The sequence below is a fragment of the Mesorhizobium sp. P2_C5_2 genome, assembly GCF_056404535.1.
In genome coordinates this window covers 948101-963670 of sequence record NZ_JBFUDV010000005.1, presented here as the reverse complement: position 1 = coordinate 963670, position 15570 = coordinate 948101, and the positions used below count along the sequence as shown (strand labels likewise).

At 62.9% G+C, this 15570-nt stretch carries 11 protein-coding genes; 6 read left to right on the top strand and 5 right to left on the bottom strand.

Annotated elements, in window-relative coordinates:
- Positions 1–24: 24 nt before the first annotated feature.
- The 5 genes from glmS to AC1D1B_RS23105 form a co-directional block, all read right to left on the bottom strand.
- Positions 25–1848, bottom strand: a complete 1824-nt coding sequence (gene glmS, locus AC1D1B_RS23125; protein ID WP_477334689.1) for a glutamine--fructose-6-phosphate transaminase (isomerizing) — start codon at positions 1846–1848, stop codon at positions 25–27.
- 197 nt (positions 1849–2045) lie between these two features.
- Positions 2046–3419, bottom strand: a complete 1374-nt coding sequence (gene glmU / locus AC1D1B_RS23120; RefSeq protein WP_477334688.1) for a bifunctional UDP-N-acetylglucosamine diphosphorylase/glucosamine-1-phosphate N-acetyltransferase GlmU — start codon at positions 3417–3419, stop codon at positions 2046–2048.
- 944 nt (positions 3420–4363) lie between these two features.
- Positions 4364–5203, bottom strand: a complete 840-nt coding sequence (locus AC1D1B_RS23115; RefSeq protein ID WP_477334687.1) for a class I SAM-dependent methyltransferase — start codon at positions 5201–5203, stop codon at positions 4364–4366.
- A 96-nt stretch (positions 5204–5299) separates the two neighbouring features.
- A complete protein-coding gene (locus AC1D1B_RS23110; RefSeq protein ID WP_477334686.1) occupies positions 5300–6244 on the bottom strand; it encodes a ketopantoate reductase family protein in 945 nt (314 codons plus the stop codon).
- 144 nt (positions 6245–6388) lie between these two features.
- Positions 6389–7138: a cytochrome c biogenesis CcdA family protein gene (locus AC1D1B_RS23105; protein ID WP_477334685.1), complete on the bottom strand. Its 750-nt coding sequence runs from the start codon at positions 7136–7138 to the stop codon at positions 6389–6391.
- A 217-nt stretch (positions 7139–7355) separates the two neighbouring features.
- On the opposite strand from AC1D1B_RS23105, the gene AC1D1B_RS23100 reads away from it, so the two are divergent.
- The 6 genes from AC1D1B_RS23100 to AC1D1B_RS23075 all read left to right on the top strand — a co-directional run bounded on the left by AC1D1B_RS23100 (position 7356) and on the right by AC1D1B_RS23075 (position 15520).
- Positions 7356–7733: a COG4315 family predicted lipoprotein gene (locus AC1D1B_RS23100; RefSeq protein ID WP_477334684.1), complete on the top strand. Its 378-nt coding sequence runs from the start codon at positions 7356–7358 to the stop codon at positions 7731–7733.
- Between the two features lie 334 nt (positions 7734–8067).
- Positions 8068–10698, top strand: coding sequence for a type I DNA topoisomerase (topA, locus tag AC1D1B_RS23095; protein WP_477334683.1), 2631 nt, complete (start codon positions 8068–8070; stop codon positions 10696–10698).
- A gap of 4 nt (positions 10699–10702) precedes the next feature.
- Positions 10703–13009 (top strand): ribonuclease R, encoded by a 2307-nt coding sequence (rnr, locus tag AC1D1B_RS23090; protein WP_477334682.1) that lies wholly within the window; start codon positions 10703–10705, stop codon positions 13007–13009.
- An 18-nt stretch (positions 13010–13027) separates the two neighbouring features.
- Positions 13028–13480, top strand: a complete 453-nt coding sequence (locus AC1D1B_RS23085) for a DUF983 domain-containing protein (protein WP_477334896.1) — start codon at positions 13028–13030, stop codon at positions 13478–13480.
- Positions 13481–13566: 86 nt separating this feature from the next.
- On the top strand, positions 13567–14307 hold the full coding sequence (locus tag AC1D1B_RS23080; RefSeq protein WP_477334681.1) for an NUDIX hydrolase: 741 nt from the start codon (positions 13567–13569) through the stop codon (positions 14305–14307).
- A 37-nt stretch (positions 14308–14344) separates the two neighbouring features.
- On the top strand, positions 14345–15520 hold the full coding sequence (locus tag AC1D1B_RS23075) for an MFS transporter (RefSeq protein ID WP_477334680.1): 1176 nt from the start codon (positions 14345–14347) through the stop codon (positions 15518–15520).
- Positions 15521–15570 lie beyond the last annotated feature (50 nt).

Sequence of the window (15570 nt, the reverse complement as noted above, 5' to 3'; positions counted from 1 at the left end):
TTAAAGACCGCCGATGAGCGCTGACTACTCCACCGTCACCGATTTCGCCAGATTGCGCGGCTGGTCAACGTCGGTGCCCATGAACACGGCTGCATAGTAGGCCAGCATCTGGATCGGCAGCGCGTAGATGATCGGCGAGATGATTTCCGGCACGTCGGGCAGGATGATCGTCTCCATCGTCTTGACGCTGACCTGCGCCGCGCCCTTGGCGTCGGTGATCAGGATGATCTTGCCGCCGCGCGCCGCCACTTCCTGCATGTTCGACACGGTTTTTTCGAAAATACGGTCATGCGGCGCGATGACGATGACCGGCATGTTCTCGTCGATCAGCGCGATCGGCCCATGTTTCAGCTCGCCGGCGGCGTAGCCCTCGGCATGGATGTAGGAGATTTCCTTGAGTTTTAGGGCGCCTTCCATGGCCAGCGGGAAATTGGTGTCGCGGCCGAGATAGAGCACGTCCTTGTAGCGCGAGATTTCGCGCGCGATCCGCTCGATCTGCTCTTCGAGCTTGAGCACCTGGTTGGCGTAGCGCGGCGCTTCCGAAAGCCCGCGCACCAGCGTCTTTTCCTCTTCCTTCGAGATCGTGCCGCGCGCCACGCCGGCGCGCACCGCAAGCGACGCCAGCACCGAGAGCTGGCAGGTGAAAGCCTTGGTCGAGGCGACGCCGATCTCGGGTCCGGCCAACGTCGGCAGCACGACGTCGGATTCGCGCGCCATGGTCGATTCGCGCACATTGACGATGGCGCCGATCTTCATGCCGGCCTTGCGGCAATAGCGCAGCGAGGCCAGCGTGTCAGCGGTTTCGCCCGACTGCGAGATGAAGAAGGCGGCGTCATCGGCCGACAGCGGCATTTCGCGGTAGCGGAATTCCGACGCGACATCGATGTCGACCGGCAGCCGCGCATAGCGCTCGAACCAGTACTTGCTGATCAACCCGGCGAGATAGGCGGTACCGCAAGCCGAGATCGCCAACCGGCCGATCTTGGCGAAATCGAACGGCAGGTCGAGCGGCTTCGATACGCCTGAAACGAAATCGACGTAATGCGCCAGCGTGTGCGAGATCACTTCGGGCTGCTCGTGGATTTCTTTTTCCATGAAGTGGCGGCGGTTGCCCTTGTCGACCATGAAGCTGGTCGACAGCGACTGCTGGCGCTTGCGGGCGACCTTCTTGCCGTCAATGTCGAAAATGGTGACGCCATCGCGGCGCACCACCGCCCAGTCACCGTCTTCGAGATAGGTGATGGAATTGGTGAAGGGTGCGAGCGCAATGGCGTCGGAGCCCAGAAACATCTCACCCTCGCCATGGCCGACGGCCAGAGGCGGGCCGTTGCGGGCGCCGACGATGAGGTCTTCATCGCCCGTGAACATGATGGCCAGCGCAAAGGCGCCTTCCAGCCGCTTCAGCGCCTGGTGCGCAGCCTCGACCGGCTTCAGCCCTTTGGCCAGCTCTCGCGCCACCAGATGCGCGACAACCTCGGTGTCGGTCTGCGACGAGAAGACGTAGCCGTCGCGGATCAGCTCGTCGCGCAGTTCGGCGAAATTTTCGATGATGCCATTATGGACGATGGCGACGCCGTCGGAGAAATGCGGATGCGCGTTGGTCTCATTGGGCACGCCATGGGTTGCCCAGCGCGTGTGACCGATGCCGATCGTGCCGTCGAGTGGCTCGTCCTTCAACCGGCGTTCGAGGTTGACCAGCTTGCCTTCGGCGCGGCGGCGGCCGAGCGCGCCTTTCTCGACGGTGGCAACACCAGCCGAGTCATAGCCGCGATATTCCAACCGCTTCAGCGCATCGACAATGAGCGGCGCGACCTGTTGCTGGCCGACAATTCCGACGATACCGCACATGGCGCCTGCCCCCGATTCCCGATGGAAAACCAGCGCTATCTAGGGATTGCCGGCCTGCCGCGAAAGTCACTTTGCGTTTCGTCTGGTGTAACGGAACGCTTTTCAACCCGATGCACCATGACACACCGCTCTTGCAATCCGGTTACTGCAATTGCTCGGTTTTTCAATTGCTTCGGCAAGGAAGCCGCCGACACACCCTAGTGATCCGCGCCAGCCTTCTTTTTGGCCGCCGCGGCTGAGGCAAAGCGCTCGCGCAATTCCTTGCCCTTTCCGGGGATCGTCTTCTGGCGGGCGCGGCCGAAGGCCAGCGCGTCGTCCGGCACGCTTTCGGTGATCACGCTGCCCGAGGCGATGTAGCCGCCCTTGCCGATCGTGACCGGCGCCACCAGTGAAGAGTTCGAGCCGATAAAGGCGCCCTCGCCGATATCGGTAAAGAACTTCGAGTAGCCGTCATAATTGCAGGTGATGGTTCCGGCACCGATGTTGGCCCCTGCGCCGACGCGGGCATCGCCGATATAGGTCAGGTGGTTGACCTTGGCGCCTTCCTCGATAACAGCCTGTTTGACCTCGCAGAAATTGCCAACCTTGGCCTTGTTGCGGAGATCGGCACCCGGCCGCAGCCGCGCGAACGGCCCGACATCGCAATTGGCAGCGACGGTGGCACCCTCGATGTGGCTGAAGGCGTGGATCTTGGCGGCGGTAGCAATCTTCACGCCTGGTCCGAACCAGACATTGGGCTCGACGATGGTGTCGGCACCGATTTCGGTGTCGTGCGAGAAGTACACGGTTTCAGGCGCAATCAGCGTTATGCCGGACAGCATTGCCTCGTGTCTCCGGCGCTGTTGCCAGATGCCCTCAGCCTGCGCCAACTCGGCGCGGTTGTTGATGCCGAGCGCGCTCTCGAAGCTGGCTTCGGTGGCGACGACATCGAGGCCTTTCGCGCTGGCGATCTCGACGATGTCGGTCAGATAATACTCGCCCTTGGCATTCTTGTTGCCGACAGCGTCGAGCAGCTTCAGCACGTGAGCGCCGGCCACTGCCATCATGCCGGCATTGCAGAAGCCGATCTTTTTCTCCTCCGCGGAGCAGTCCTTCTCTTCGCGGATGGCAGTGAGCTTGCCACCTTTTTCGATCAGCCGGCCATAACCGGTCGGGTTGGGTGGGCGAAAGCCGATCACCACCACGGCAGCACCTTCCGCCAGCTTCAGCCGCGCCACCGTCAGCGCATCGGCGTCGATCAGCGGCGTGTCGCCGAACATGACGAGAATGTCGTCATAACCCTTTGATATCGCACCACGAGCAGCCAGCACGGCATGTGCGGTGCCTAGCCGCTTCTCCTGCACGAAAGTCTCGGCCTTGGGCGCGAATTTCGCCGCCGCCTTGCGCATTTCGTCGGCGCCATGGCCGATCACCAGCGCCTGGCTGCCGGCGCCGGCAGCCTCTGCCGCCTTCACCACATGCGCAACCATCGGCAGCCCGGCGATCTGGTGCAGCACCTTCGGCAGCGCGCTCTTCATGCGCGTGCCTTCGCCGGCGGCGAGGATGACAGACAGGCAGGATCTCTGGCTCATGGACGGACAACCATATGAAAAAGGGTTGGGAATCAAGACAGGATAGCAGTGGCGCCATGCTGCACCAATGCGGTTAAATTCCGGTGAGATAGGAAGAGCAACTGACTTTTAATCAGTAGGTCATGGGTTCGAATCCCATCGCGCTCATCATCGTCCCGACACCGGCCGGATCAAGATACCGGCACTCGACAAGCTCTTGTGACGGCGAGAGCGGCTAGTGCCGGACACGGTCTCCATAGCACGGCGGCGCGGGGCTTGCCTCGCCGCGTGGTGAGACCCGCTTGTAGATCAGGCGCAATACCAGACCGATGTATCCGACCTGTAGGATAATCAGGGCGAGCAAAGCCCAGCCGAACGCACTCCAGATGGAACCGGTCACTATGTAAGCCCATATCGCCACGCCGAGCGACGTCGCAAACATGCCCACCAGAAATTGCGGAAAGTACATAGCCTGCTCAGCACCCGACGTTCTGGCGACGTAGAAGGCTTTCACACCAGCCCTAATAATGGCTCGCCGCGTTAATTTGAATCAAATCCGACTGAAGATCTTTCCTTTTCATTCAGGCGTGCGAAACATAAGGACGCGCATAACATCGATTGCCCGTTCTGGTAGGTTCCGGCCCCCGTCCATTGTGCTGTAGGGGGCACCGAGGCGGCGTCAGCCGCCTCGGTCGACGCGGGCTTCGAGCACATCCCAACAATGCTGCCCCCGCAGTCTGCGTCGACCACCACAATGCAAGCGTCGTGCCAGCAAAATCCGACCTATTACGAGGCACACCCGGCCTCGGGCGCTTCATACGGGTGCGTTTCGTTTTGGCCGTTGTCCCACTGTGGGAAAGTGCCCGCGCGTCCTGCGCCAACCCTTCGAGGCGATGCATCATCATCCCCGCAACCGAATGCCAGGGCGGATCCTGGTTCAGGCCGCAAATGCGCTCGATGCAGTTCTAGAGGCGCGACCAGGCGCCAACCTCGTACCTGCCGACTACAACGCTTTGATTTGCAACGACTTCGGCTCGGATCCGCTCCTGCAGGCTGTCGGGGCCAAGCTCCGCAACACTGATAACGCCCGTCTGCTCCATAACAGGAGCCATAGTCACAGCGAGATCGGACACGAGGTCAATGCCGCTCAAGGTATCGGCCCCGCCTCCAGCCAAGGCACTCACCGCCATTGTTGGGGCTGGCAGTCCGGCCTTGATGAAGGCCGAATGTAGCCCCAGTCCCATATTGGGGTTTGTTCCCACTTTGTGAAAAGTCTCGGCGATGCACCTAAAGCAATTGTCGTAGGTCGGCGAGGAAGGCGACGACGCTGCACCGGTCCAATCGACTTCATGAAAGACGATAATGCCTCCAGGCCGCAGATGCCTCGCAATTCCTCTCAGCATGGCGACGGGATCTGGTGAGAACATCAGCACATAACGGCCCACGATCGCATCGAACGGACTGTCGAACGCAAATGTCGCCGGATCGCACTCATAAAAGGTAACATTGTCCAGGGCGCGCGCCTTGGCCCTTTCCCGAGCTGCTTCGACCGCTGTCGATGATCTGTCGGACCCGACTACCGTGCCGGTTGGCCCGACAATTTTCGCCGCCAGAAAGGCAACATCGCCAGCGCCGCTGCCGACATCGAGCACCCGCATTCCGGGTTGAATGCCTGCTCTGCTGAAGTACTGATGGGTCATCGGATCAACCAATGCCGCCTGCGTCGCCAAGCGTCTCAGCTCTCGATACGAATGGCCCAGTTCGTATTCGTAACGCCGTTTCCCCTGCCTCTCTTCCATTGACATAGCCGTCCCTCCCGCTGTCGGAGATGAACAATATGCTCATTGACCAGGGCCAGCCATCAATCGGCGGTTGCCGCTGCCGGGCCAACGTCGGCAACGCTACGCAAAGCGTCCGGCGGCCAACCTCTGTTCGTAGGCTTTGATATGGGTGTATGCGAGCAAGAGTGTCTGCACGTCGACACCTGTTCCCCGAGCTCTATGCAGCATGAAGCCGATGATATGGTCAACTTCGGTTCGGCCTCGCCGTTCGACATCGCGCAGCATGGAGGTCGTGTACAGCGAGTCACGCTGGGAGAACGTCCTTCGATATGTTTCCAGGAACTCACTGCTTGGGCGATAGCCATTGGCCGCAGCGATATCGCTGACAGCGTCCAGCAGCCCGAGAAATATCGTCTCGCCGTCAGGGGTTCGCACGATTTCGCCGACATTGGCTCGCATCAGGCAGGTCATGGCGGCTGCTGTCGTTAGGTGGACCAGCTTTTCCCACATCCGCTGTATGATGTCGGCGACCGCATATGCCTCGACGCCTCGCGTGCCCTCAAACAGCGCCTTCAAAGTCTCGACGCGTTTAGAGACCTCTCCCGATTGCTCGCCGAACGTGATCGCACGCCAGTCGTTGAGTTGCCGGACGACACCGTCTTCGGTCAGGGTAACCTGAATCCTGGCTGATCCGCCAAGCACGTGGTTTCGACCAAATGCCTCATTCAAAATGTCGATATGAGCGACGCCGTTGAGCAGCGGCAAAATGAAGCCCGATGGCGCAAGTGCCGGCGCGATTGCCTTGATGGCATCGTCGAGATCGTAGGCCTTGCACGTCAGGATCACCGCATCGTAGTCAGGCCCGACGTCTGATCCCAGGACGGTCCTGACATTCAACTCGACATTGCCAAATTGGCTTTCAATCCGCAGGCCGCGCTCGTCAAGGAGCTTCCGACGCCCCTCCCGCACAAGAAAGGTGACATCCGCGCCAGCCTCAGCCAGGCGACCGCCGAAATAGCCCCCAATGCCACCAGCACCAAGAACCAGGATCCTTGGACTACGCATTGCCTTTCCTATACCGCATTCGGAGTGACGAAAAGGTACCTGCGCGCCTCTTCCCACCGACTGGGAGAAGCGCCCGGAAACGACTTGCAATCGTTAGTTCAGAGAGCCCTCGAACACGAAAATTGGCTCGGCATCAGACAAAAATCACCCCAGCCGCCCCAGCACCGGGAAATTCTCCAGCAGCCAATAGGACACCGTCTGCACGCCGCCGGTGAGGAAGAACACCCCGGCGACGACCAGCAGCGCGCCGATGGCCTTTTCGACGCGGCCGAGATGGACGCGGAACTTGCCGAGGAAGCGCATGAAGGCGCCGGAGAACAGGGCGGCAATCAGGAACGGGATGCCGAGGCCGAGCGAATAGGCGGCGAGCAGCAGCGCCCCTTCACCCACCGTTTCGCGGCCGCCGGCCAGCGTCAGGATCGGCCCCAGCACCGGACCGATGCAGGGCGTCCAGCCGAAAGCGAAGGCCAGCCCCATGACATAGGCGGCAACCATGCTGGCGGGTTTGCCCTGCGACTGGAAACGCGCCTCGCGCGACAGAAGCGGAATGCGCAAGACACCGAGGAAGTTCAGCCCCATCAGGATGATGAGCACGCCGGCCGCCATCGCCAGTGGCTCCTGCCAGACGCGCAGCCAATGGCCGATGGTCGAGGCGCCAGCGCCGAGCGCGACGAACACGGTGGAGAAGCCGAGCACGAAGGCGATTGAGGAATAGATGAGCGCGCCGCGCGCGCCGGCCTTGGCCGTAACACCGGTTTCACCACCGCGAAAATCATCGACGGACACACCGGCCATGTAGCAGAGATAAGGCGGCACCAGCGGCAGCACGCAAGGCGACAGGAACGAGATTGCGCCCGCCCCGACTGCGCTGACATAGCCAATGTCCAATGCCATTCCCAACTCCAGATCTGTCGCGCCGATATAGCGACGCAAAACCATGTTCGCCAATCACCATCGTGTGGCATTTGGCTACAGGTACGATCCGGCCGGAGGAATTGTTACCGGCCAATCCCAAGTTGACCTGGCCGGGGAAGAATCGTCCCTGTCCAAGCGTTCACAGAGCGAAGCCGCGATTTCTGCGCGCTTCTTCGGATCACCCAGGGAGATTTCCATGAAAACGATCACTGTTGGCCTGGCCGCGCTTTTGCTCAGCACCGCCGCATCCTTCGCCGCCGAAGCCTGGAAGGAAGCCGAAGTCGGCGGCACCAAGATCTACACCGATGCCAACGGCATGACGCTCTATACCTATGACAAGGACGAGAAGGGCAAGACCAACTGCTACGACAAATGCGCCACCAACTGGCCGCCGCTGAAGGCCGAGGCCGGCGCCAAGGCGGATGACGAATGGAGCATCGTCGACCGCACAGACGGCACCAAGATGTGGGCCTATGACGGCAAGCCGGTCTACACCTTCATCAAGGACAAGAAGGCTGGTGACGTCACCGGAGACGGCGTCGGCGAAGTCTGGCACATCGTCAAGGCTGACTGATCTTTCGAACCTCTACCCCGCCTGATCGGCGGAACCAGCTGGCTGCCGGCTCCAAGCGACCCGGCGGCCAGTTTCGTTTTACGGCACCTCGCAAGGACGGAGCAGCGCGCAACCTCTGAGTCGTTTGCGCGAGACTTGGCACACAAACCGCGTGTCCTCGAATTCTGTGATTTTCTCCATACACTCTTAGAGTGTATTGCTGCGGACACCCCGGCAATTTGGCCGCCTCCCCTTGACCGGATGCAAAAGCGCGGCCATGTGAGCGACAAATAGAACGAGATTTCGTCGCGCGCAGCGGAATCCTTCTGCCGCACCACAGCTGATATGAGAACTCATGGACGTCGTCGTCGTCGAATCGCCGGCCAAGGCAAAGACAATCAACAAATACCTCGGCAAGAACTATAAGGTTCTGGCCTCGTTCGGCCATGTCCGCGATCTGCCGGCCAAGGATGGCTCGGTGCGTCCGGACGAGGATTTCGCCATGTCCTGGGCGGTCGACACCGCGTCGGGCAAGCGGCTCGCCGACATCGCCAAGGCGGTCAAGGACGCCGACGGCCTGATCCTCGCCACCGACCCGGACCGCGAGGGCGAGGCCATTTCCTGGCATGTGCTGGAAGTGTTGAAGCAGAAGCGCGCGCTGAAGGACAAGCCGGTCAGCCGCGTCGTCTTCAACGCCATCACCAAATCGTCGGTGCTGGAGGCGATGGCCAATCCGCGCCAGATCGACGGGCCACTGGTCGATGCCTATCTCGCCCGCCGCGCACTCGACTATCTCGTCGGCTTCACGCTGTCGCCGGTGCTGTGGCGCAAATTGCCGGGCGCCCGTTCGGCCGGCCGCGTCCAGTCGGTGGCGCTGCGTCTGGTCTGCGACCGCGAATCCGAAATCGAACGCTTCATCCGCGAGGAATACTGGCAGATCGCCGCCCTCCTCGGCACACCGCGCAACGACAGCTTCGAGGCTCGGCTGACCGCCTTCGAGCGCAAGAAGCTACAGAAGCTCGACATCGCCAACAAGGCGCAGGCCGACGACATCAAGGCGATGCTCGAAGGCGCGACCTTCAAGGCTCTGTCGGTGGAAGCCAAGCCGACCCGGCGCAATCCCGGCCCGCCCTTCACCACCTCGACGCTGCAGCAGGCGGCATCATCGGGCCTCGGCTTTTCAGCCACGCGCACCATGCAGGTGGCGCAGCGCCTCTATGAAGGCATGGAGATCGGCGGCGAGACCACCGGCCTGATCACCTATATGCGAACCGACGGCGTGCAGATGGCGCCGGAGGCGATCGACGCCGCTCGTGACGCCATCGGCAAGGAATTCGGCGCAAGATACCTGCCGGAAAAGCCGCGTCAGTACACGACCAAGGCCAAGAACGCCCAGGAAGCGCACGAAGCGATCCGCCCGACCGATTTCATGCGTACGCCGGCCTCGGTCAGGCAGTATCTCGATTCAGACCAGTTGCGGCTTTACGAGCTGATCTGGAAGCGCGCCATCGCCAGCCAGATGCAGTCGGCCGAGATCGAGCGGACCACGGTCGAGATCGAAGCGGTCAACGGCGCCCGCACGGCGGAGCTGCGCGCCGTCGGCTCGGTCATCCGCTTCGACGGCTTCATCGCCGCCTACACCGACCAGAAGGACGATGACGCGGAAGACGAGGAAAACCGCCGTCTGCCGGAAATCCGCGCCGGCGAGCAGCTCGCCCGCCAAGCCATCAACGCCACCCAGCACACCACCGAGCCGCCGCCGCGCTACTCCGAGGCGACGCTGATCAAGAAGCTGGAAGAGCTCGGCATCGGCCGCCCCTCGACCTACACCGCGATCCTGAAGACGCTGGAAGACCGCGACTACGTCACCATCGACAAGCGCCGGCTGGTGCCGCAGGCCAAGGGCCGGCTTCTGTCGGCCTTCCTCGAAAGCTTCTTCGAGCGCTATGTCGAATATGACTTCACGGCATCGCTTGAAGAAAAGCTCGACGAGATTTCCGACGGCAAGCTCGCCTGGAAGGACGTGCTGCGCGATTTCTGGAAAGACTTTTCCGGCGCCGTCGCCGACATCAAGGAATTGCGCGTCACCGACGTGCTCGATGCGCTGAACGAGGAACTCGCGCCGCTGGTGTTCCCTGCGCGGGAGGATGGCTCGAACCCCCGCATCTGCCCGAAATGCGGCACCGGCAATCTGTCGCTGAAGCTCGGCAAGTTCGGCGCCTTCGTCGGCTGCTCGAACTATCCGGAATGCTCGTTCACCCGCCAGCTCGGCGACGCCGCCAATCCGAACGGCGAGAATGGCGGCGGCGAGGACGGCACCAAGGTGCTGGGCAAGGACCCCTATACCGCAGAAGAAATCACGCTGCGCTCAGGCCGCTTCGGCCCTTACATCCAGCGCGGCGACGGCAAGGAAGCCAAGCGTTCCAGCCTACCCAAGGGCTGGACGCCTGATACAATCGACCATGAGAAGGCGCTCGCTCTTCTCTCTTTGCCGCGCGATGTCGGTAAGCATCCCGAGAGCGGCAAGATGATCTCGGCCGGGCTCGGCCGCTACGGCCCGTTCGTGCTGCATGACGGCACCTATGCCAATGTCGAGAGCATCGAGGACGTGTTCTCGATCGGCCTCAACCGCGCCGTCTCGGTGATCGCCGAGAAGCAGCTGAAGGGCAAGGGCGGCCGCAATGGCGGCACTGCCGCAGCACTCAAGGAACTCGGCGACCATCCCGATGACGGCGGCAAGATCGTCGTGCGCGATGGCAAATACGGGCCTTACGTCAACTACGGCAAGGTCAACGCGACCCTGCCCAAGGGCAAGGATCCGCAGTCGGTGACCGTCGAGGACGCGCTGGCGCTGATTGCCGAGAAGGAAGCCAAGGGCGGCAAGAAGCCGTTCCGCAAGGCGGCGGCAGCTAAGGCCCCGGCGGCCAAGAAAACCACAACCAAGAAGTCGGCGACCAAGAAGCCGGCGGCAAAGAAAAAGGGATAAAAGCGTGGCGCGCAGGATCACCGGTAGAAGCCACGGCGATCCGCGCACCGCCGACACCAGGGCCAAGGTCAAGGATGACTACCGGCCCTCGCGTGACGAAATCCTGCGCTACATCGCCGAAAATCCCGACCGCGCCGGTAAGCGCGACATCGCCAAGGCGTTTGCCTTGCGCGGCGACGACCGCATCTGGCTGAAGGACATCCTGCGCGACCTGCAGGACGAAGGTATCCTGACCAAGGAGCGCAAGCGGCTCGCCCGCGTCGGCGCCTTGCCGCATGTCGCGGTGCTGGACATTTTCGGCCGCGACGGCGATGGCATCCTGCTGGCGCATCCGGCAGAGGCCGTCGGCACCGGCGAGCCCCCCGTGGTCTCGATCCGCGTGTCGCGCGGCGGCAGTGGCCCACAGCCGGGCATTGGCGACCGTGTGCTGGCCAAGACCTTCCCGACCGATGAGCCGACCGGGCCTGCCTACACGGGCCGCGTGATGAAGATCTTCGAGAAGCGCACCGATGCCGTGCTCGGCGTCTTCCGCATCCTCAAGGACGGTAGCTTCCGCATCGAGCCGGTTGAGCGGCGCCAGCCCGAACTGATCGTCGACAAGGAATTCCAGAACGGCGCCAAAAACGGCGACCTCGTCGAAGTCGAGCCGGCGCGGGCATCCCGTTACGGCCTGCCGCGCGCGAAAGTGCTGGCAGTGCTGGGCTCGCTGACCAGTGAAAAGGCGGTCTCGATGATCGCCATCCACGCCCACGACATTCCGCACATTTTTCCGGCCGACGTCATCGCCGAGTCCGAAGCGGTCAAGCCGGCGACGATGGATCACCGCGAGGACTGGCGCGACCTGCCGCTGGTCACCATCGACCCGGCCGACGCCAAGGACCATGACGACGCTGTGTTCGCCACACCCGACCTCGACGAAAAGAACCCCGGCGGCGTCATCGCCACGGTGGCGATTGCCGATGTCGCGGCCTATGTCCGCTATGGCACCGCGCTCGACCGCGAGGCGCTGAAGCGTGGCAATTCGGTCTATTTCCCCGACCGCGTTGTGCCGATGCTGCCCGAGCGCATCTCCAACGACCTCTGTTCGCTGCGCGAGGGCCAGGACCGGCCGGCGCTTGCCGTGCGCATGACCTTCTCGGCCGATGGCCGCAAGCTGCGCCACACCTTCCACCGCGTCATGATGAAGTCGGCGGCCAAGCTCGCCTACCCGCAGGCGCAGGCGGCGATAGACGGCGTGACCGACGACAAGACCGGCCCGATCCTCGATACGGTGCTGAAGCCGCTGTGGGAGGCCTACGCCATCCTCAAGCGCGGCCGTGACGGCCGCCAGCCGCTGGAGCTCGATTTGCCGGAGCGCAAGATCATGCTCAAGCCGGATGGCACCGTCGACCGCGTCATCGTGCCGGAGCGGCTCGACGCCCATAAGCTCATCGAAGAATTCATGATCCAGGCCAATGTCGCCGCCGCGGAAACGCTTGAGGCGAAGAAGCAGGCGCTGGTCTACCGTGTCCACGATGCGCCGTCGCTGGCCAAGCAGGAATCGCTGCGCGAATTCCTGCAAACGCTCGGCCTGTCGCTGGCGCGCGGCGCGCAGATGCGACCCGCCCAGTTCAACGGCATTCTCGATCGCGTGCGCGGCGCCGACAATGAAGGGCTGGTCAACGAAGTGGTGCTGCGTTCGCAGAGCCAGGCCGAATACTCGCCCAAGAACATCGGCCATTTTGGCCTCAACCTGAAGCGCTACGCGCATTTCACCTCCCCGATCCGCCGCTACGCCGATCTGATCGTGCATCGCGGACTGATTGCCGCACTCGGGCTTGGTCCGGGCGGGCTGACGCAGGACGAGGAGGCGCGGCTTGAAGACGTCGGGGTGCTGATCTCTGGCACCGAGCGGCGTGCCATGGCCGCCGAGCGCGACACGGTCGACCGGCTGATCGCCGCCTATCTCGCCGAGCGCATCGACGACCGGTTTGACGCCCGCATTTCGGGCGTCACCAAGTCGGGACTATTTGTCCAATTGCCGCAGTTTGGCGCAGATGGTTTCATCCCGGTGTCAAGTCTGGATGGCGATTACTATATATACGACGAAACCGCGCGATCGCTGTTCGGAGAACGCACCGGCAAGGGTTATCAGCTTGCCGACCGCGTCGAGGTTCGCCTGATCGAGGTGGCGCCGATGGCTGGCGCGATGCGTTTCGAGATGCTGACCGACCCGAAGCCCCTGCCCGGCTCCAAGCGGTCGTTTCACAAGGCAAAAGGCCGCGCCCGCGCGTCGCAATCGCGCCCGGGGTCGCGCGGCGGGAGACGTTAAATGCCAAAAAATTTGGGGGTGGCAAACGAACTGGGGATCCAGGAACAGGTTTTCGGCGGTGAACATCATTCGGGCCGGGTCGCCCGTCCGCTATGGACGGCGATGAAGCGAGGCGCGCTTGGCCGCTGCCCGCATTGCGGTGAAGGCAAATTGTTTGCCGGCTTCACCAAGAGCGTCGACAAATGCAGCGTCTGTGACGAGGAGCTTTATCACCACCGCGCCGACGACCTGCCCGCCTATCTCGTCATCGTCATTGTCGGCCACATCGTGCTCGGCGCCTTCATGGCTGTCGAGGCGACCTCGACGCTCTCCATGTGGCAGCACATCGCCATCTGGGTGCCGCTGACCATCATTCTGTCTCTCGTCCTGCTGCAACCGGTCAAGGGCGCCGTCATCGGACTGCAATGGGCGTTCTATATGCACGGCTTCGGTGGCGAAAAGGATGGGGCTGAGCCACGTCCCGGAACCTGAAATGCACCAGGCAATGTTGCCTGGCGCAACATGCCGATCGTGAAAGGCCACTTTCGTTTGCCAGAAGTTTCCGCTAGGTCCTGCGCATGGAAGGTATGACCAAGGCGGAAGTCGACAGGGTGGAGCGGGGCACAATCGCCCATAGCCGCCAGCCCATGCGTCCGCGTGACGCCGCCACCCTGATCCTGCTGGAACGCAAGGGCGACGAGGTGCTAGTGCTGATGGGCCGGCGTCATGCCGGCCACGCCTTCATGCCCGGCAAATTCGTCTTTCCCGGCGGCCGCACCGATCCGGCCGATAGCCGCATTGCCGTTGCCACCCCACTTCATTCCGACGAAGAAGCCAAGCTGACCGCCGGCGTAGGCCGCATCAGCCCGTCGCGGGCCCGCGCTATCGCGCTCTCGGCCATCCGCGAGACCTATGAGGAAGCCGGCCTGCTCATCGGCCGCAAAGGCGCCTTCGCAACGGACAAACGCGACTGGCAGGGCTTTGTCGAACACGGCGTGCAGCCTTCGCTGGCGCCGCTTCGCTTCATCGCCCGCGCCATTACGCCGCCCAATCGCGTGCGCCGGTTCGACACCCGCTTCTTCAGCGCCTGGCGCGGGGACGTCGCTGTCGAGCTGCCGGGTGGTGGTCCGACCAACGAGCTGGAAGAACTGGTCTGGCTGCCGCTCGCCAAGGCCAGAGAGGCGGATATCCCCGACATCACCCGAACGATCTTGCAGGGGCTGGAAAGGCGGCTTGCCGACGATCCGCGCCTGCGACCCGGTGCGGCCGTGCCGTTCTACCGGCTTGTCCGCAACCGCTTCGTTCGCGAAATTCTTTAGCCCCCGAATTTTCCAACATCGAGTATTCAGGCATCACATGACGGTCGATACCCAGCAAGAGGGCGACGAGCGCGTACATTGGCTACCGATGATCGCCGCGATCTCGTCGATCAGCGTCGTCGGCATCGCCATCGGCCTCGGCATGCCGCTGCTTAGTGTTATTCTCGAGAGCCGCGGCCACTCGGCATCGATGATCGGCCTCAACACAGCGGTCGCCGGCCTCGCCTCGATCGCAGGTGCCCCGCTGGCGACGCCGCTGGCGATGCGCTTCGGCGTCGCCCGGACCATGGTTGCCATGATCGCCGCCGGCGCGCTCGCCTTTGTCGGCTTCCATTTTGCTCCGGATTTCTGGATGTGGTTCCCGCTGCGCATCGTGCTGCACATTGCGCTCACCGTGCTGTTCATCCTGTCGGAATTCTGGATCAGCACCTCGGCACCGCCGCGCCGGCGCGGCCTCGTGCTCGGCATCTACGCCACCGTGCTGTCGCTCGGCTTTGCCGCCGGGCCGTGGATCTTCGCTCATATCGGCAGCACCGGCTTCAGGCCATTCGGCGTCATCATCGTGCTGGTGGCGCTGGCCGCAATCCCGGTGCTGGCCGCGCGCAACGAAAGCCCCACCATCGTGGTCGACGGCGAAACCAGCAACTTCCTGCGCTACATCTGGCTGGTGCCGACGGCAACCGCCGCCGTGCTGGTGTTCGGCGCCGTCGAGACCGGTGGTTTTGCCCTGTTCCCGGTCTATGGCAACCGCATCGGCTACTCCGAGGCGGATGCTGCCCTTCTGCTCACCATGATCGGCCTCGGCAACGTGCTGTTGCAGATCCCGATCGGCATGATCAGCGATCGCGTCAGCGACCGCCGCTATTTGCTTTTGGCCTGCGCCACGGTCGGGCTCGCCGGCACCATCTTCATGCCGTTCTTCGCCGGCAATTGGCACTTGATGGCGGCGCTCCTGTTCGTCTGGGGCGGCGTGGTCGCTGCCATGTACACGATCGGCCTTGCCCATCTCGGCTCCCAGCTGTCCGGCCATGAGCTGGCCTCGGCCAACGCCGCCTTCGTGCTTTGCTACGGCGTCGGTATGGTGCTTGGCCCGCAGGCGATCGGCATCGGCATGGATGCGTTCGGCCCGTCCGGATTCGGCTGGTCGCTCGGCCTGTTCTTCGCCGCCTATATCGCCCTGGTCAGCGCCAGGCTGGTCCGCAAAATCTGGTAGCCTTATCCGCCCGCCAGCCTGCGCAATCCTTCGAAGCGACGCTGCTGCTG

Bases quoted from the DNA above. Each gene is read 5' to 3' on its own strand.
- AC1D1B_RS23105 (WP_477334685.1), bottom strand. From the start codon at position 7,138: ATGGCATTGGACATTGGCTATGTCAGCGCAGTCGGGGCGGGCGCAATC.
- glmS (WP_477334689.1), bottom strand. From the start codon at position 1,848: ATGTGCGGTATCGTCGGAATTGTCGGCCAGCAACAGGTCGCGCCGCTC.
- topA (WP_477334683.1), top strand. From the start codon at position 8,068: ATGGACGTCGTCGTCGTCGAATCGCCGGCCAAGGCAAAGACAATCAAC.
- AC1D1B_RS23115 (WP_477334687.1), bottom strand. From the start codon at position 5,203: ATGTCAATGGAAGAGAGGCAGGGGAAACGGCGTTACGAATACGAACTG.
- AC1D1B_RS23110 (WP_477334686.1), bottom strand. From the start codon at position 6,244: ATGCGTAGTCCAAGGATCCTGGTTCTTGGTGCTGGTGGCATTGGGGGC.
- AC1D1B_RS23100 (WP_477334684.1), top strand. From the start codon at position 7,356: ATGAAAACGATCACTGTTGGCCTGGCCGCGCTTTTGCTCAGCACCGCC.
- AC1D1B_RS23075 (WP_477334680.1), top strand. From the start codon at position 14,345: ATGACGGTCGATACCCAGCAAGAGGGCGACGAGCGCGTACATTGGCTA.
- glmU (WP_477334688.1), bottom strand. From the start codon at position 3,419: ATGAGCCAGAGATCCTGCCTGTCTGTCATCCTCGCCGCCGGCGAAGGC.
- AC1D1B_RS23080 (WP_477334681.1), top strand. From the start codon at position 13,567: ATGGAAGGTATGACCAAGGCGGAAGTCGACAGGGTGGAGCGGGGCACA.